The sequence below is a fragment of the Streptomyces sp. NBC_00876 genome, from assembly GCF_045207435.1.
Lineage (GTDB): Bacteria > Actinomycetota > Actinomycetes > Streptomycetales > Streptomycetaceae > Streptomyces.
Window position 1 is genome coordinate 4,319,848 of the sequence record NZ_CP108800.1, and the last position, 19,132, is coordinate 4,338,979.

Annotated in this window: 3 protein-coding genes; all 3 read left to right on the forward strand. The window is 72.2% G+C overall.

Annotated features, from left to right (window positions below):
• The first annotated feature begins 20 nt into the window (after positions 1 to 20).
• The 3 genes from OG782_RS18925 to OG782_RS18935 all read left to right on the forward strand — a co-directional run bounded on the left by OG782_RS18925 (position 21) and on the right by OG782_RS18935 (position 19,074).
• Positions 21 to 10,394: an SDR family NAD(P)-dependent oxidoreductase gene (locus OG782_RS18925; RefSeq protein ID WP_406452476.1), complete on the forward strand. Its 10,374-nt coding sequence runs from the start codon at positions 21 to 23 to the stop codon at positions 10,392 to 10,394.
• Between the two features lie 239 nt (positions 10,395 to 10,633).
• Positions 10,634 to 13,984, forward strand: coding sequence for a type I polyketide synthase (locus OG782_RS18930; RefSeq protein ID WP_406452478.1), 3,351 nt, complete (start codon positions 10,634 to 10,636; stop codon positions 13,982 to 13,984).
• 32 nt (positions 13,985 to 14,016) lie between these two features.
• The gene (locus OG782_RS18935; RefSeq protein WP_406452480.1) at positions 14,017 to 19,074 is read left to right on the forward strand and encodes a type I polyketide synthase; all 5,058 of its coding nucleotides are present in this window, start codon (positions 14,017 to 14,019) and stop codon (positions 19,072 to 19,074) included.
• The last annotated feature ends 58 nt before the right edge of the window (positions 19,075 to 19,132 follow it).

The window sequence follows — 19,132 nt, forward strand, 5'->3', positions numbered from 1 at the left end:
ACCTGGATGATGAGGATGACGTGACCAGCACATCGATGGAACAGGTCGTAGCAGCACTCCGTAAGTCGCTCACGGACAATGAGCGGCTGCGCGAGGAGAACGCGCGGCTCACCTCCGTGAACAACGACCCGATCGCGATCGTGGCCATGGCGTGCCGCTACCCCGGCGGGGCCGGCACGCCGGAGGATCTGTGGCGGCTGGTGGCCGGCGGCGTCGACGCGGTGTCCGGCTTCCCGGCCGACCGGGGCTGGGATCCGGATGTGTACGACCCCGAGCCGGGTGCGCCGGGCAAGTCGTACGCGCGTGACGGGGCGTTCTTGTACGAGGCGGCGGAGTTCGATCCGGCGTTCTTCGGGATCAGTCCGCGTGAGGCGCTGGGCATGGACCCGCAGCAGCGGTTGCTGCTGGAGGTGTCCTGGGAGGCGATCGAGCGGGCCGGGGTCGACCCGACCACGCTCAAGGGCAGCCGGACCGGTGTGTACGCCGGGGTGATGTACCACGACTACGCCGACGGCAGCGCGGGCAGCTTCGTCTCCGGCCGGGTCGCGTACACGCTGGGCCTGGAGGGCCCGGCCGTCACGATCGACACGGCGTGCTCGTCGTCCTTGGTGGCCCTGCACACGGCCGCCCAGGCGCTGCGGTCCGGGGAATGCTCCCTGGCCCTCGCGGGCGGCGTCACGGTCATGTCGACCCCGGACATGCTGGTGTACTTCAGCGAGCAGCGCGGCCTCGCCCCCGACGGCCGCTGCAAGCCGTTCGCAGCCGCTGCCGACGGCACGGGCTGGGGCGAGGGCGCCGGTGTCCTGCTGCTGGAGCGCCTCTCGGACGCCCGCCGCAACGGCCACCCGGTGCTCGCGCTGGTCAGCGGGTCCGCGGTCAACCAGGACGGTGCGTCGAGCGCGATGACCGTGCCCAACGGGCCGGCGCAGCAGCGGGTCATCCGCCAGGCGCTGGCCGACGCGGGCCTGTCGGCGGCCGAGGTCGACGCGGTGGAGGCGCACGGTACGGGGACCCGGCTCGGCGACCCGATCGAGGCCCAGGCCCTGCTGGCCACGTACGGCCGGAACAGGCCCGAGGGGCAGCCGCTGTGGCTGGGCTCGGTGAAGTCGAACTTCGGCCACACGCAGGCGGCGGCCGGTGTCGCGGGCATCATCAAGATGGTGATGGCGATGCGGCACGGTGTGCTGCCGAAGTCCTTGCACGTGGATACGCCTTCGGACCAGGTGGACTGGTCGGCCGGTGAGGTGGAACTGCTCACCGAGGCCCGGGAGTGGCAGCCCGTCGGCCGTCCGAGGCGTGCGGGCATCTCCTCGTTCGGGCTGAGCGGGACGAACGCCCATGTGATCGTCGAGGAGGCGCCCGCGGAGGCGGAGGAGACGGCTGTGCGGGCCGAACTCCCCGCCGCTCCTTGGATGGTGTCGGCGAAGACCGGCGAGGCGCTGGCCGGTCAGGCGGAACGGCTGCTGGCCGTGGCCGACGACCACAGTCCCGAGGACATCGGATACTCCCTCGCCACCACGCGTACCGCCTTCCCCCATCGAGCGGTGGTCCTTGGCGACCGCGTGGGCGCGCTCGCCGCTCTCGCGGGTGGTGAGGACCATCCGGGGCTGGTGCAGGGGGTCGTCACGCAGGGCCGCACGGCCTTCTTGTTCACGGGTCAGGGTGCGCAGCGGGTCGGTATGGGCCGTGGGCTGTATGAGGCGTTTCCGGTGTTCGCGGAGGCGTTCGACGCGGTGTGTGCGGAGGTCGACGCGCATCTGGGGCTGTCGTTGCGTGGGGTGGTGTGGGGTGAGGATGCGGATGCGTTGAATGCGACCGCTATCGCTCAGCCTGCGCTGTTCGCGTTCGAGGTTTCCTTGTTCCGGCTGGTCGAGGCGTGGGGTGTGACCCCGGATGTGGTGGTGGGGCATTCGATCGGTGAGCTTGCCGGTGCCCATGTGGCGGGGGTTCTCTCCCTTGCGGATGCGGCCCGGCTGGTGGTTGCGCGTGGTCGGTTGATGCAGGCGTTGCCGGCTGGTGGCGCGATGGTGGCGGTGCAGGCGGCCGAGGCTGAGGTGCTGCCGTTGCTGAACGACGGGGTAGGGATCGCGGCGGTCAACGGCCCAGCTTCGGTGGTGGTTTCGGGTTCGGAGGCGGCGGCCCTGGCTGTGGGTGAGCACTTTGCCGCTCTCGGCCGTAAGACCAGCAGGCTGGCTGTCTCGCACGCCTTCCACTCGGCGTTGATGGAGCCGATGCTGGAGGAGTTCCGGGCCGTGGCGGCGGGGCTTTCCTTCGCCGAGCCGCGTCTCCCGGTCATCTCCACCGTCACCGGCGAACTGTCGTCGGACTGGCAGTCGCCGGAGTACTGGGTCAACCAGGTCCGCGAGGCCGTGCGCTTCTCGGACGCTGTGCGCACTGCCGAGGAGTGGGGTGTCCGGACGTTCGTGGAGATCGGTCCGGACGCGGTACTGACCGCTCTCGGCGCCGGCTCCGGTCCCGGCACGTTCGTCCCGCTGCTGCGCAGGAACCGTACGGAGTCCGAGGCGCTGGTCGCGGCCCTGGGCCGGTTGTACGTGGAGGGGGCCACGGTCGACTGGGAGGCGTTCCACGCCGGCAGCGGCGCACGTCGCGTCGGCCTTCCCACGTACTCCTTCCAGCGCACCCGCTACTGGCTCGACGCGGTCAGGCCGGGAAGTGCCCAGCACTCGCACCCCCTGCTCGGCTCGGTGGTCACCCTGGCCGACTCCGGTGGCGCCGTGCTCACCGGCCGGCTCGCTGTCGCCGCGCAGCCCTGGCTCGCCGACCACGTGGTGCGGGACACGGTCCTCTTCCCCGGTGCGGGGTTCGTGGAGCTGGCCGTTCGCGCCGGTGACCACGTCGGCTGCGAGGTGCTCGAGGAACTCGCCCTGCACGCACCCCTCGTTCTCCCCGAGGACGGCGCTGTCGCCGTGCAGGTCGTCGTCGGAGCCGCCGATGAAACGGCCCGCCGTACGGTCGGGGTGTACGCGCGGGACGAGAGCGACTCCGGCCCCGACTGGACCCTGCACGCGGAAGGCGTGCTGGCCGAAGGCATGGGGGAGCCCGCCTTCGACCTGACCGCGTGGCCCCCGCAGGGCGCGGTCCCCTTCCCGCTCGACGGCGCGTACGAGAGCCTGCGCGAGCAGGGCCTCGCGTACGGTCCGGCCTTCCAGGGCCTGACGGCCGCCTGGCGGCTCGACGGAGCCGTCTACGCGGAGGTCGCGCTGGACGAGGACGTCGCGGCCGACGCGTACGGGCTGCACCCGGCGCTGCTGGACGCCTCGATGCACGCGGCGCTGGTGGACGGTGCCGGGGACGACGACGGCGGCACGGTCCTGCCGTTCGTGTGGAAGGACGTGCGGCTGTTCGCGGTCGGGACGTCCGCGGCCCGCGTACGTGTGTCCCGGCCGACCCCGCAGAGCATCTCGCTGGAGATCGCGGACGCCGCCGGGGCCCCGGTCGCATCGGTCGGCGGTGTGGTCGGCCGGGCGCTGGAAGAGGCGCCCGGCGCGGGAGGCCCGGTCGTGGATCCGCTGTACCGGGTCGTATGGCAGCCGGCCGGCTCCGCCTCGTCGGGGGAGTGGCTGAGGTGGGAGGACGTACCCGCCGAAGGCCCGGTGGCCGGCACGGTGATTCTGGAGTGCGCCCGGCCGGTGGTGGCGGACCAGGACGTGCCGTCCGCCGCCCACGCCGTGGTCGAACGGGTCCTGGAGGTGGTCCAGCAGTGGCTGGGCGAGCAGCGTTTCGCCGCCTCCTGCCTGGTGGTCGTCACGCGCGGCGCCGTCGCCGTGGCCGACGGCGAACCGGTCGACGTGTGTCAGGCCCCGGTGTGGGGTCTGGTGCGGGCCGCGCAGGCGGAGAACCCCGGCAGGTTCGTACTCCTGGACACGGACGGTTCCGAGGACCTCGGGCGCGTCGGCGTCGGGGAGGAGCCGGAGGCGGCGGTCCGTGACGGACGGATGCTGGTCCCCGGACTGGCCCGGGTCGACGCCCCCGCCGGACCCGGGCCCGAACCGGTGTGGGACACGGCCGGGACCGTACTGATCACAGGCGGTACGGGAGGCCTGGGCGCACTCGTGGCACGCCATCTGGTGGCCGAACACGGAGTACGGCACCTGCTGCTCGCCGGCCGCCGTGGCGACCAGGCTCCGGGAGCGACTGAACTGCGGGCCGAACTGGTGGAGTTGGGCGCGAGCGTGACTCTTGCCGCCTGCGATGTGGCCGACCGCGACGCCGTGGCCGCGCTGCTGGCCGGGGTGGACCCGGTCCACCCGCTGCGCGCGATCGTCCACGCGGCGGGCGTACTCGACGACGCGATGGTCACCTCGCTCACCGCCGAGCGCCTCCGCGGTGTCTTTGCCCCCAAGGCGGATGCCGCCTGGTGGCTGCACGAGCTCACCGACGACCTCGACCTCACCGCGTTCGTCCTGTTCTCCTCCGTCGCCGGTACGTTCGGCTCGACGGGACAGGCCAACTACGCCGCCGCGAACGCCTTCCTCGACGCTCTCGCCGCCCATCGCCGGGCCGGCGCCCTGCCGGCGTCGTCCCTGGCCTTCGGCCTGTGGGACACCCCCGGAGGCATGGGCACCCAGCTCGGATCCGCCGAGCTGGAACGCATGCGGCAGGCCGGCACCCCCGCGATCCCCGCAGACCGGGGCCTCGCGCTCTTCGACGCCGCGCTGCGGTCGGGCGCGGCCGCCACGGTCCCTGTCCGCCTCGACCTGGCGGTGCTGCGCACGCACACCGACGAGACCCCCGCCCTGTTGCGCGGCCTCGTGCGGGTCCCCGCCCGCCGGGCCGCCCGTGCCGGATCCCCGGTCCTGCGCACCCGGCTCGCCGGCCTGACCGGCGCCGCCCGCGCCGATGCCGTCCTGGACCTGGTCCGTACGAAGATCGCGGCAGTACTCGGACACGCCACGGGCGACGCCATCGAACCCGGGCGCGCCTTCGACGAGTTGGGATTCGACTCCCTCACCGCCGTTGAACTCCGCAACCGGCTCGATGCCGAGACCGGACTGCGCCTCCCGGCCACGCTGATCTTCGACCACCCGACGGCCGAGGCCGTCGCGGCATATGTCCTGACACTCCTCGACGGCACTCCGGACGCGGCCCCGGAGCCGGGACCGTCAGCCGCCGCCGTCCGGGCGGGCGGCGAGGACCCGATCGTGATCGTGGGCATGGCCTGCCGGTACCCGGGCGGTGTGAACACGCCGGACGGACTGTGGCGGCTGGTCGCGGACGGCGTCGATGCGATAGCCCCGCTGCCCGACGACCGGGGCTGGGACCCGGGTGTGTACGACCCCGAGCCGGGTGTGCCGGGGAAGTCGTATGCCCGTGACGGCGCGTTTCTCTATGACGCGGCGGAGTTCGATCCGGCGTTCTTCGGGATCAGTCCGCGCGAGGCGCTGGCCATGGACCCGCAGCAGCGGTTGCTGCTGGAGGTGTCCTGGGAGGCGATCGAGCGGGCCGGGGTGGACCCGACCACGCTCAAGGGCAGCCGGACCGGTGTGTACGCCGGAGTGATGTACCACGACTACGCGGGCGGAACGGCCGGGAGTCTGGTCTCCGGCCGGGTCGCGTACACGCTGGGCCTGGAGGGCCCGGCGGTCACGGTCGACACGGCGTGCTCGTCCTCCCTGGTGGCGCTCCACACGGCTGCCCAGGCGCTGCGGTCCGGCGAGTGCGGGCTGGCCCTCGCGGGCGGCGTCACGGTCATGTCGACTCCGGACATGCTGGTGTACTTCAGCGAGCAGCGCGGTCTCTCCCCGGACGGGCGCTGCAAGTCCTTCGGCGCAGGCGCCGACGGTACGGGCTGGGGCGAGGGCGCGGGCATGCTGCTGCTGGAGCGGCTGTCGGACGCGCGCCGCAACGGCCATCCGGTGCTGGCGGTGGTCCGGGGTTCGGCCCTGAACCAGGACGGCGCGAGCAACGGCCTCACCGCTCCGAACGGCCCGGCGCAGCAGCGGGTGATCCGCCAGGCGCTGGCCGATGCGGGCCTGTCGGCGGCCGAGGTCGACGCGGTGGAGGCGCACGGTACGGGGACCCGGCTCGGCGACCCGATCGAGGCGCAGGCCCTGCTGGCCACTTACGGTCAGGGGCGCGAGCAGGACCGGCCGCTGTGGCTGGGCTCAATCAAGTCGAATATGGGTCACACGCAGGCGGCGGCGGGTGTTGCGGGGATCATCAAGATGGTGATGGCGATGCGGCACGGTGTGCTGCCGCCGACGTTGCACGCGGAGGAGCGCTCGGACCAGGTGGACTGGTCGGCCGGTGAGGTGGAACTGCTCACCGAGGCCCGGGAGTGGCAGCAGGCCGGTCACCCGAGGCGCGCGGGCATCTCTTCGTTCGGGCTGAGCGGGACGAACGCCCATGTGATCGTCGAGGAGGCGCCCGCGGAGGCGGCGAAGAAGGCCGTGCGGGCCGAACTTCCCGTGGTTCCTTGGGTGATGTCGGCGAGGACCGAGCAGTCCCTCAGCGCTCAGGCCGTCCGCCTGCGGGAACAGGTCATGGGAGAGCCCGACACCGATGCGGCGGACATCGGGTACTCCCTGGTGGCGTCGAGGTCCGTGTTCGAGCACCGGGCGGTGGTGCTCGGTGACGGGCCGGGTGCGCTTGCTGCTCTCGCGGCCGGTGAGGAGCACCCGGGGCTGGTGGTAGGCCAGGCTCGTCGTGGTGGGAAGACGGCTTTCCTGTTCACGGGACAGGGTGCGCAACGGCTGGCGATGGGGCGCGGACTGTACGAGGCGTTCCCGGTGTTCGCGGGGGCCTTTGATGCGGTGTGTGCGGAGGTCGATGCGCATCTGGGGCTGTCGTTGCGTGGGGTGGTGTGGGGTGAGGATGCGGATGCGTTGAACGCGACCGCTATCGCTCAGCCTGCGCTGTTCGCGTTCGAGGTGGCGTTGTTCCGGCTGATCGAGGCGTGGGGTGTGACGCCTGATGTGGTGGTGGGGCATTCCATTGGAGAGCTTGCCGCTGCCCATGTGGCGGGTGTGTTGTCGCTTGCCGACGCGGCCCGGTTGGTGGTTGCGCGTGGTCGGTTGATGCAGGCGTTGCCGGCTGGTGGCGCGATGGTCGCCGTGCAGGCTTCGGAGGCCGAGGTCCTGCCGTTGCTGACTGACGGTGTGGGGGTCGCGGCTGTCAACGGGCCGCAGGCGGTGGTGGTTTCGGGTTCGGAGGCCGCGGCCCTGGCTGTGGGTGAGCACTTTGCCGCTCTCGGCCGTAAGACCAGCAGGCTGGCTGTGTCGCACGCGTTCCATTCGGCTCTGATGGAGCCGATGTTGGAGGAGTTCCGTTCTGTTGCGGAGGAGCTGGTCTTCAGCGAGCCGCGGCTCTCGGTGGTCTCCACGGTCACTGGGGAGCTGTGTTCGGATTGGCGGTCTGCGGAGTACTGGGTCGATCAGGTCCGCCGGCCCGTCCGTTTCGCGGATGCCGTCCGTGCCGCCGAGGTGTGGGGCGCGCGTACGTTCGTCGAGATCGGCCCGGATGCCGTACTGACTGCTCTCGGGGCCGGTGCTGCCGCTGATTCCAGCACTTTCGTTGCGCTGGTGCGCAGGAACCGTACGGAGTCCGAGGCCCTGGTCGCGGCCCTGGGCCGGTTGTACGTGGAGGGGGCCACGGTCGACTGGGAGGCGTTCTACGCCGGTTCCGGTGCGGGCCGGGTCGACCTGCCCACGTACCCCTTCCAGCGTGCCCGCTACTGGCTCGATGCCCCCGCCGCTGTCGGTGACACCGCTGCGGCGTCGGGGCAGATCGCCCTTGATCACCCGGTGCTCCGGGCGGCCGTTGTTCTGCCCGATGACAGCGGGATCGTGCTCACGGGCCGGCTGTCCGCCGGTACGCACGGCTGGATCGTCGACCACGATGTCCTCGGAAGCGTTCTGCTGCCGGGCACCGGCTTCGTGGAGCTGGCCATCCGGGCGGGCGAGCAGCTCGGCTGCGGGTTGCTGGAGGAACTCACCTTGCAGGCTCCGTTGGTTCTGCAACCGCTGGGCGGGATCGCTGTTCAGGTGGCAGTGGGGTCGGCGGACGACACCGGGCGCCGATCCGTGACGATCCACTCGCGCGCCGACGACCAGCCGGATCTGCCGTGGACCCGCCACGCGGAAGGGGTGCTGTCTCCGCCGGTGGAGGCGGACCGGCTGGAGGGGCTCACCGACTGGCCGCCGACAGGGGCCGAGGAGCTCACCGTCACCGGCGCCTATCCGGACCTCGCGTCCGCCGGGTACCACTACGGGCCGGCGTTCCAGGGCCTCACCGCGGCCTGGCGGCTCGGTGACGTGCTCTACGCAGAGGTCCGCCTTCCGGAAGAGGCACACGAGGACGCCGCCCGCTTCGGGCTCCATCCGGCCTTGTTGGACGCGGCGATGCACGTCGGACTGCTCGACATTCCGGGTCGTGAGGACGGCGGGCAGACCCTGCTGCCCTTCGCGTGGAACGGAGTCGCTCTGCATGCGGCCGGCGCCAAGGCGCTCCGGGTGCGGATCACCCCCGTCGCACAGCAGGACGGGCTCTCGCTGACGGTCGCCGACGAACACGGCAACCCCGTGCTGTCCGTGGAATCGCTCCTCTCCCGGCCCGTGTCGGCCGACCAGCTCGGCACCGGAGCCGGTGATTCTCTGCTCCGGGTGGACTGGCAGCCCGTACCCCTGAACGAGCAACCGGCCGAGGTGCCCGCCCCCGCCGTTTACGAGTGCGAGCTGGATCGGAACGGGGATGTTCCGGGTGCTGTGCGCGGTTTGGTGGGTGGTGTGTTGGGGGCGGTGCAGGAGTGGTTGTCGGTTGAGCGGGCTGAGGGTGCGGTGTTGGTGGTGGCCACGCGGGGTGCGGTGGCTGTCGATGACGGTGATGTGGATGTGCGTCAGGCTCCGGTGTGGGGTTTGGTGCGGGCGGCGCAGGCGGAGAATCCGGGCCGGTTTGTGCTGGTGGATTCGGATGGTTCGGTGCCGTGGGAGCGTGTGGTGGCTCTGGGTGAGCCGGAGTTGGTGGTGCGTGAGGGGGTGGTGTGGGTTCCCCGGCTGGTCCGTGCCGCGGGGGATGGTTCGGGTCCGGTGTGGGATGGGGACGGGACCGTTCTGATCACGGGTGGTACGGGTGGTCTGGGTGCGCGGGTGGCCCGGCATCTGGTGTCCGTGCACGGGGTGCGGAGTCTGTTGCTGGTGGGGCGTCGGGGTGCGGATGCGCCCGGTGTTGCTGATCTTGTGGCGGAGCTTTCCGGCATGGGTGCTTCGGTGGTTGTCGCTGCTTGTGATGTGGCGGATCGGGATGCTCTGGCCGGGGTGATCGGGTCGGTGGATCCGGCGCATCCGTTGTCGGGTGTGGTGCATGTGGCGGGTGTTGCGGACAACGGTGTGGTTGGGTCGTTGACGGTGGCGCGGGTGGATGCGGTGTTGCGTCCGAAGGTGGATGCGGCCTGGCATTTGCATGAACTGACTGCCGGAATGGGTCTGTCGGCGTTTGTGATGTTCTCGTCGGCCGGTGGTCTGGTGCTGGCGGCGGGGCAGGGTAATTACGCGGCGGCCAACGTGTTCCTCGACGCGCTCGCGGCTCATCGTCGTGCCGAGGGGCTTCCGGCCTGCTCCATGGCCTTCGGCCTCTGGGCCGTCGACACCGGCATGGCAGCCCACCTCGCCGATGTCGATCTGGAGCGCATGCGCCGCGCCGGCACTCCCGCGCTGTCCGAGGCCGAGGGCCTGGCCCTGTTCGATGCCGCACTGGCGTCGGGCCTGGCCGCCACCGTGCCGCTCCGGGTGGACGTGGGTGCGCTGCGCACCCGTACCGACGAACTCCCGGCCCTCCTGCGGGGCATGGCCCCGCCGGCCCGTAAGCGGTCCACCGCAGGCGAGCCGCAGGGAGCCTCGCTCGCCGAACGCATCGCCGGGCGGAGCGAGGAGGAGCGGACCCGGATCATCCTGGACGTCGTACGGGACCGTGCGGCTGCCGTACTGGGGCATTCCTCCGGTGAGGCGATCGAGCCGGACCGTGCGTTCGGGGAGCTGGGCTTCGACTCGCTCGGCTCGGTGGAACTGCGCAACCAGCTCACGGCGGTCAGCGGTGTGCGGCTGCCCGCGACACTGATCTTCGACTACCCGAGCGCGGCGGAGGTCGCGGCGTACATCGACGCCCGCCTGGTTCCGGCCGAACCCGTTTCCAGGGCAGAGGCCGACCTCGGGAAGCTGGAGGCCCTGCTGACGACCGACGCCCCGCCGGCCGGACCCGGGCGTACCCGACTCGTCGAGCGGCTCCGGGAGTTGGCCGGCCGGCTCGACGGACCCCTGACCGATGACCTGGGCCCTGCCATGCCGGAGATCCCGGATGCCGGCCCCGACCTCGACGAGGTCACCGCGGACGAGCTGTTCGACATCCTCGACAACGAGCTCGGCACCCCCGCGATCCCCTGATGTGCCGGACCGCCTGACCGGCGGACCGGTCACCCGGCCGGGGTGCGTGACAGCTGCACGACAGCCGTCACGCACCCCGGCCTTTGGCGTGATTTCCCCTGTCCGACCACGGCCCCTGGGCAGGGGTGGGCTAAGGGTAGGCCGCCCCTCGGCGCTCTCAGTAGCGTTCAAATCCGATCAACGTTGGACGCCGCGTGAGTGAGTCGCCACGGATCGTCGACCAGAGGGAGTAGGTCTCGGTGAGCAACGAGGAGCGACTTCTCGAGTATCTGAAGCGGGCCACGACCGACCTGCGCGAGGTCCGTCGCCGGCTGGCGGAGGCCGAGCACCGCCTCAGCGTTTCGAAGGGTTCCGGCGGCCGTCCCGCGCACCATGACGATCCGGTGGTGATCGTCGGTATGGGGTGCCGGTATCCGGGTGGGGTGACCACGCCCGAGGGTTTGTGGAACCTGGTCGCGGACGGGGTCGACGCCATCGGAGAGTTTCCGGCGGACCGTGGGTGGGATCCGGAGGTGTACGACCCGGAGCCGGGTACGCCGGGCAGGACGTACGCCCGCGAAGGCGGTTTCCTCTATGACGCCCCCGAGTTCGATCCGGTGTTCTTCGGGATCAGCCCCAACGAGGCACTGATGACCGATCCGCAGCAGCGGTTGCTACTGGAGGTTTCGTGGGAGGCCATCGAGCGGGCCGGGATCGATCCGACGACGCTCAAGGGTTCGGCGACCGGTGTGTTCGCCGGGGTGATGTACCACGACTACGCACTCGGCGTGGAGCCCGGAAGCACCACGGCGGGCAGTGTCGTCTCCGGCCGGGTGGCCTACACGCTGGGTCTTGAGGGCCCGGCGGTCAGCGTCGACACGGCTTGCTCGTCCTCGCTGGTGGCGCTGCACATGGCCGCGCAGGCACTGAGGTCCGGTGAATGCTCGCTGGCCCTGGCCGGCGGGGTGACGGTCATGCCGAGCCCCGACATGTTCGTGTACTTCAGCACCCAGCAGGGCCTCGCCTCCGACGGCCGCTCGAAATCCTTCTCCGCGTCCGCCGACGGCGTCGCCTGCTCGGAAGGTGCGGGTGTCCTGCTGCTGGAGCGCCTCTCGGACGCGCGCCGCAACGGCCACCCGGTACTGGCGGTGGTCCGGGGTTCGGCCCTGAACCAGGACGGCGCGAGCAACGGCCTCACCGCTCCCAATGGTCCTGCTCAGCAGCGGGTGATCCGTCGCGCTCTCGCCGACGCCGGTCTGTCGGCCGCCGAGGTCGACGCGGTGGAGGCCCACGGCACCGGCACGACCCTGGGCGACCCGATCGAGGCCCAGGCCCTCCTGGAGACGTACGGACAGGAACGGCCCGAGGGACAGCCCCTCTGGCTGGGATCCATCAAGTCCAACATGGGCCACAGCCAGGCTGCGGCCGGTGTCGCGGGCATCATCAAGATGGTCATGGCGATGCGCCACGGCACCCTGCCGAAGTCCCTGTACGCGGACACGCCGTCGGACCAGGTGGACTGGTCGGCGGGCGCGGTGGAGCTGCTGGCCGAGTCGCGGGCCTGGGTGCCCACCGGCGCGGTGCGGCGGGCCGGTGTGTCCTCCTTCGGGATCAGTGGGACGAACGCCCATGTGATCGTCGAGGAGGCGCCGGCGGAGACGGGGAAGACGGCCGTGCGGGCCGGGCTTCCCGTGGTTCCTTGGGTGGTGTCGGCGAAGACTGAGCAGTCCCTCAGCGCTCAGGCCGCCCGCCTGCGGGAACAGGTCATGGGGGAGCCCGACACCGATGCGGCGGACATCGGGCTCTCCCTGGCCACCACACGTACGGCCTTCACCCATCGGGCCGTGGTTCTCGGCGACCGGCTGGACGCGCTCGCAGCTCTTGCGGGGGGCGAGGAGCACCCGGGGTTCGTGGCCGGCCGGGTTCGCCGTGGCGGGAAGACGGCTTTCCTGTTCACGGGGCAGGGTGCGCAACGGGTCGGTATGGGCCGTGAGTTGTACGAGGCGTTCCCGGTGTTCGCGGGGGCGTTCGACGCGGTGTGTGCGGAGATTGACGCGCACCTTGGGCAGTCGTTGCGTGAGGTGATGTGGGCCGGGGACGCGGATACGGATGCGCTGAATGCGACCGCGATTGCTCAGCCCGCGCTCTTTGCCTTTGAGGTGGCGTTGTTCCGGCTCGTTGAGGCCTGGGGCGTCACCCCGGATGTGGTGGTGGGGCATTCGATCGGTGAGCTTGCCGCTGCCCATGTGGCGGGGGTTCTCTCTCTTGCCGACGCGGCCCGGCTGGTGGTCGCTCGTGGCCGGCTGATGCAGGCGCTGCCGGCCGGTGGCGCGATGGTCGCGGTGCAGGCGACCGAGGCTGAAGTACTGCCGTCGCTGACCGATGGCGTGGGGATCGCCGCCGTCAACGGCCCTGAGTCTGTTGTGGTTTCGGGTACCGAGGCGGCCGTGCTCGCTGTCGGTGAGCACTTCGCCGCCGCCGGCCGTAAGACGACCCGGCTGGCTGTTTCGCACGCGTTCCACTCGGCGTTGATGGAGCCGATGTTGGAGGAGTTCCGTTCTGTTGCGGAGGAGCTGACCTTCAGCGAGCCGCGCATCCCGGTCGTCTCCACCGTCACCGGGGAGCTGTGTTCGGATTGGCAGTCTGCGGAGTACTGGGTCGATCAGGTCCGCCGGCCCGTTCGGTTCGCGGACGCGGTGCGTACTGCTGAGGAGTGGGGTGCGCGTACGTTCGTCGAGATCGGCCCGGACGCGGTACTGACCGCTCTCGGGGCCGGAACCGCCGCCGACTCCGCCACCTTCGTCCCCCTGCTGCGCAGGAATCGTTCCGAGTCCGAGGCTCTTGTCGCGGCCATCGGCCGGTTGTACGTGGACGGCATCCGGGTCGACTGGGAGGCGTTCTACGCCGGATCCGGTGCGGGCCGGGTCGAGCTTCCCACCTACGCCTTCCAGCGCACCCGGTACTGGGTCGAGGGCAGCGGTTCCGTCGGCTCCGAGCCCAGGGGGCCTGCGGCGGACCACGAGGCTCCCTCCGCCGAGGAGTCCCGGAAGGCGGCGGCGGATCTGCGGGCGGAGCTCGGCGGGCTCGGGGCGGCCGAGAGGGGGCGGGTGCTGCTGGCGCTGGTGCGTACACATGTCGCCGTCGTCCTCGGTCACGCCTCCAGCGCGGTCGTCGAGACCGATCTCGCCTTCCGTGACATGGGCTTCGACTCGCTGGCGGCCGTGGATCTGCGCAAGCGGCTGACCGCCGCCTCCGGATGCGATCTGCCCGCCACTCTGATCTTCGACTACCCGACCCCGCGCGCCGTCGCCGCCTTCCTGGCGGAGCGACTGGAGTCCGAGTCCGACTCGGCGGCCGGTGACCCGGCCGCCACGGCCCTGGCCGAGCTCGACCGGATCGAGGCCGTGCTCAGCGGATTCCCCGCCGCCGACGGGATCGCGGAGACGATCGGCGCCCGCGCGGGCGCGATCACCACCCGGCTGGAAGCCATCGTGCGGCGCTGGCGCGACGTACACGGCGACCCGGCGTCGACCGGCGAAGGACCCGACTTCGAAACGGTCACCGACGAGGAGCTGTTCGACGTGCTCGACAGCGAATTCGGCATCTCCTAGCCAGCGATCAGCTCTAGATTGGTTGAGGTTCGATGAGCAACGACGAGAAGCTCCGGGACTATCTCAAGCGCGCCACCTCCGAACTCCAGCGCACCCGACGCCAGTTGTCGGAGCTCGAGGAGCGCGGCAGCGAGCCGGTCGCGATCGTGGCGATGGGCTGCCGCTACCCCGGCGGCATCACGTCGCCCGAGGACCTCTGGCACCTGGTGGACTCCGGCCGGGACGCCGTCTCGCTCTTCCCGGACGGCCGGGGCTGGGACATCGAGGCCCTGTACGACCCGGAGCCGGGGACGCCCGGCAAGACGTACTGCCGGGAAGGCGGCTTCCTCCACGACGCGGGCGGGTTCGACGCGGACTTCTTCAAGATCAGTCCGCGCGAGGCGCGGGACACCGACCCGCAGCAGCGGCTGCTGCTGGAGGTGTCCTGGGAGGTCATCGAGCGGGCCGGGATCGACCCCACCTCCCTGAAGGGCAGCCGCACCGGGGTCTTCGCCGGTGTCGTCTACCACGACTACCCGGGCGGCGGCGGTACCGGCGGCCTGGCCAGCGTCGCATCCGGGCGGGTCGCCTACACGCTGGGGCTCGAGGGCCCCGCCGTCACCGTGGACACCGCCTGCTCCTCCTCACTCGTCGCCCTCCACCTCGCCGTGCAGTCGGTACGTTCAGGCGAGTGCACGCTGGCCCTCGCGGGCGGTGTCACCGTGATGGCGAGCCCGGACTCCTTCGTCGGCTTCAGCCAGGACCGGGGCCTGGCCCCCGACGGGCGGTGCAAGTCCTTCGCGGCCGCCGCCGACGGCACCACCTGGTCCGAGGGCGCGGGCATGCTCCTCGTCGAGCGGCTCTCCGACGCCCGCCGCCACGGCCACCCCGTCCTCGCCGTCATCCGTGGCTCGGCGATGAACTCCGACGGCGCGTCGAACGGCCTGACCGCGCCGAACGGCCCTTCGCAGCAGCGGGTCATCCAGCAGGCCCTGGCCTCGGGCGGGCTGGCCCCCGCCGATGTCGACGCCGTCGAGGCGCACGGCACCGGAACCACTCTCGGTGACCCCATCGAGGCCCAGGCCCTCATCGCCGCGTACGGCCGGGACCGGTCCGCGGACCAGCCGCTGTGGCTGGGCTCGTTCAAGTCGAACATCGGCCACACGCAGGCCGCGGCCGGGGTCGGCGGTGTCATCAAGATGGTGCAGGCCATGCGGGCCGGCGTCCTGCCGCGCACCCTGCACGTGGACGAGCCGAGCCACAACGTCGACTGGAGCGCGGGCACCGTACGGCTGCTGACCGAGCCCATCGACTGGCCGGACCGCGGCCATGCCAGGCGGGCCGGAGTGTCCTCGTTCGGGCTGAGCGGCACGAACGTCCATGTGATCGTGGAGGAAGCCCCGGCCGCCACCGACGGACCCGCCCCGGACGCCTCGGGCTCCCCGGCCGCCACCGAAGAAACCGCGTCGGCCGCACCCCGCTTCGTGCCCGTCCTCGTCTCCGCCCGCCGCCCCGAGGCACTGGCCGCACAGGCTGCCCGGCTCGCCGACCACCTGGAGTCGCACTCCGAGGATTCCCAGTCCGAGGAGTCCCAGTCCGAGGGGTCCGGGGAGTCCCGCTCCGGGGAGGCGCTCGCCGATGTCGGCTGGTCGCTGGCCACCACCCGGGCCGCTCTGGAACACCGTGCCGTGGTCGTCGCCGACAGCCGCGCCGCGGACCCCGGCGAGCTCGTACGGTCCCTGCGCGCGCTTGCCGCCGGGCCCTCCGGGTCCGCCGCAGCCGGAACGTCCGGCACCCTCACCGGCGAGGCCCGGCCCGATGCGCTGAGCGCCGTACTGTTCACCGGCCAGGGTGCCCAGCGGCTCGGTACGGGGCGCGCGCTGCACGCCGCGTACCCGGTGTTCGCCCGCGCCTTCGACGAGGCGGTCGAGGCCCTCGACGCGCACCTGGACATCCCGCTGCGCGGCGTGATGTGGGGCGAGGACAGTGCGCTTCTCGACGGTACGGCCCAGGCCCAGCCCGCCCTGTTCGCCTGCGAGGTGGCCCTGTACCGGCTCATCGAGTCCTGGGGCGTCCGGCCCGACTTCCTGGCCGGCCACTCCGTCGGTGAGTTCGCCGCCGCCCATGTCGCCGGGGTTCTCACGCTGCCCGACGCCGCCCGGCTGGTCGCCGCCCGGGGCCGGCTGATGCAGGCCCTTCCGCAGGGCGGCGCGATGGTCGCGGTCGAGGCGGCCGAGGACGAGGTGACGCCGCTGCTCACCCCGGCCACCGCCATCGCCGCCCTCAACGGACCGACGTCCGTGATCATCTCGGGCGGCGAGAGCGACGCCCTCGCCGTCGCCGAGCACTTCGCCGCCCTGGGGCGCAGGACCAAGCGGCTCGCCGTGTCGCACGCCTTCCACTCCCCGCTGATGGAGCCGATGCTCGACGCGTTCCGTACGGTCGCCGAGAGCATCACGTACGGCACCGCACGTACCCCGGTCGTCTCCACCGTCACCGGTGAACTCGCGGGCGACGACGAACTGGGCTGCGCCGACTACTGGGTACGCCACGTGCGTGCGAGCGTCCGTTTCGACGACGCCGTACGTGTGCTCGCGGCCAAGGGAGTCCATACCTTCCTGGAGCTCGGCCCCGACGCCGCACTCACCCCGCTCGGCCCCGACTGCCTGACCGGGCTCGACGAGGCGACGGACCGGCCGGTGTTCACCGCCGTCCTGCGCCGCGGCCGGGACGAGGAGCGCGTCATGGCCGAAGCCGTCGCGCTCGCCCACACCCGAGGCGTCCCCGTCGACTGGAACGCCTTCTTCACGGCCACGGCTGATACGGCCACGGCCACGGATACGGATAGGGACACGGCAACGGCAACAGCCACCGGCCGCCGGCCCCGCCGCGTGGACCTGCCCACCTACGCCTTCCAGCGCCGGACCTACTGGGCCGCCCAGCCCGACGCCCCGTCCGCCACCACCGACCCGGCCGCCGCCGACCCCGGCGAGGCGCAGTTCTGGGAGGCCGTGGAGCGCGAGGACACGACAGGGCTCGCGGAGCGGCTCGGGATCGATCCCGCCGACCTCGCCCCCGTGCTGCCCGCGCTCACCGGCTGGCGGGCCGGCCGGCGGGAGGCCTCGGCGGTGGACGCGTTGCGCTACCGGATCTCCTGGGCGCCGGTCGCCGACCCCGCGCCGCCCGTCCCGCTCACCGGGGACTGGCTCGTCCTCCACACCGCCGGGCACCAGCCGCTCGCGGCCGTCCTCGCCGCCGCGCTCACCTCGCGGGGTGCGACCCCCGTGCTGGTGGAGGCCGGTGGGGTGCAGGGCTCCGCGCTCCCCGCGCAGTCGGCCGCCCCGGCCGGGGTCCTGAGCCTGCTCGCCCTCGACAGCACCCCGCACCCCGCCCACCCCACGCTCTCCCAGGGCCTGGTGGACACCGTCGCCCTGGTGCAGGAGACGGCCGCCCGGCAGTGGACCGCCCCGGTGTGGTGCCTCACCCGGGGTGCGGTGGCCACCGACGACGCCGACGCGGCGGCCCGCCCCGTGCGGCCCGAGCAGACCGCAGTCTGGGGGCTGGGGGCAGCGCTCGCCCTGGAGGCCCCCGGAACCTGGGGCGGCCTCATCGACCTCCCGGCCGGCTCCGGCTCCGGCTCCGATTCCGACCTCGACGAAGCCGCCGCGTTGCGGCTGTGCGACACCCTCTCCGGGGCCACCGGCGAGGACCAGGTCGCCGTCCGCCCCGAAGGCAGCTACGCCCGCCGCCTGGTCCGTCCCGCGCAGCCCGACCCGGCCGGTCCGTGGCAGGCCCGCGGCACCGTCCTGGTCACCGGGGGCACCGGCGGGATCGGCGCCCATGTCGCCCGGATGCTCGCCGCGGACGGGGCGGAGCACATCGTCCTCGTCGGCCGGCGCGGTCCCGAAGCGCCCGGAGCCGCCGAACTCGTCGCCGGGATAGGCGCGATGGGCGCACGGGTCTCCGTCGAGGCCTGCGACATGGGCGACCGTGAAGCCGTCCGTACGCTGCTCGCCGGGCTGCCCGGTCTGACCGCCGTCTTCCACGCGGCCGGTCTGGCGCAGCGCATCGCCCCGCTCGGCGAACTGACGACCGCCGAGCTCGCCGAGGTGGCCGAGGCCAAGGTGCTCGGCGCCCGCCATCTCGACGAACTCCTCGGGGACACCCCGCTCGACGCGTTCGTCCTCTTCTCCTCCGGCGCCGCCGTCTGGGGCAGCGCCGGCCAGTCCGCGTACGGCAGCGCCAACGCCTACCTCGACGGTCTCGCCCACAGCCGCCGCGCACGCGGCCTCGCCGCCACGTCCGTGGCCTGGGGTTCGTGGGACGGTGGCATGGTCGACGCCGAACTCGCTGCCGTCATGCGCCGGATGGGTGCCCCCGCCATGCCGCCCGGCCTGGCCGTCGGAGCGCTGCGCCGGATTCTGGCGGGCCGCACCTCGCACGCGGTCGTCGCCGACTTCGACTGGGAGCGCTTCGCCCCCACGTACACGCTCGCCCGGCCGCGCCCGCTCCTGGACGGCCTGTCCGAAGTCCGCGCCGCCCTCGGCGCGGACGGTACGCAGGACGGTGCGGGTGACGGCCCCGGCCTCGCGGAACGGCTGGCGGCTCTGGCCCAGCCCGAACAGCGGTCCGTGGTGCTCGACCTGGTCCGTACACACGTGGCCGCACTCCTCGGCTACGAGGACCCCGCCGAGGTCGCACCCGACCGCGGCTTCACCGACCTCGGCTTCGACTCCGTCGCCGCCGTCGACCTGCGGACGAAACTCGTCGCCGCCACGGGACGCCCCCTGCCCACCAGCATGATCTACGACCACCCCAGCCCCGGGGCGCTCGCGGCCCACCTGTGGTCCGAGCTCTGTCAGGACGAGAGCCTGGGCGAACTCCCCGTACTGGACCGGCTCGACCGGCTCGAAGAGGCTGCTGCGGCACTCGCCGCCGAAGACATCGAGGCCACCCGGATCACCGCCCGTCTGCAGAGCCTGCTGGCACGGCTGACCGCCACCCTCGACGCGCAGACCGGCACCGGCGGCCCAGGGGTGGGCGAGCAGCTCGAAACCGCCTCCGCGGATGACGTCTTCGCCTTCATCGACAACGAACTCGGCCTCACCTGACCGACCGCGCGGCCAGTGCTGTGACACCGGCACCGGGCCCCGCCCCGCAACTCCGCGA

Excerpts from the sequence above, each read along its gene's own strand:
- OG782_RS18935 (WP_406452480.1), top strand. The coding sequence starts at position 14,017 with ATGAGCAACGACGAGAAGCTCCGGGACTATCTCAAGCGCGCCACCTCC.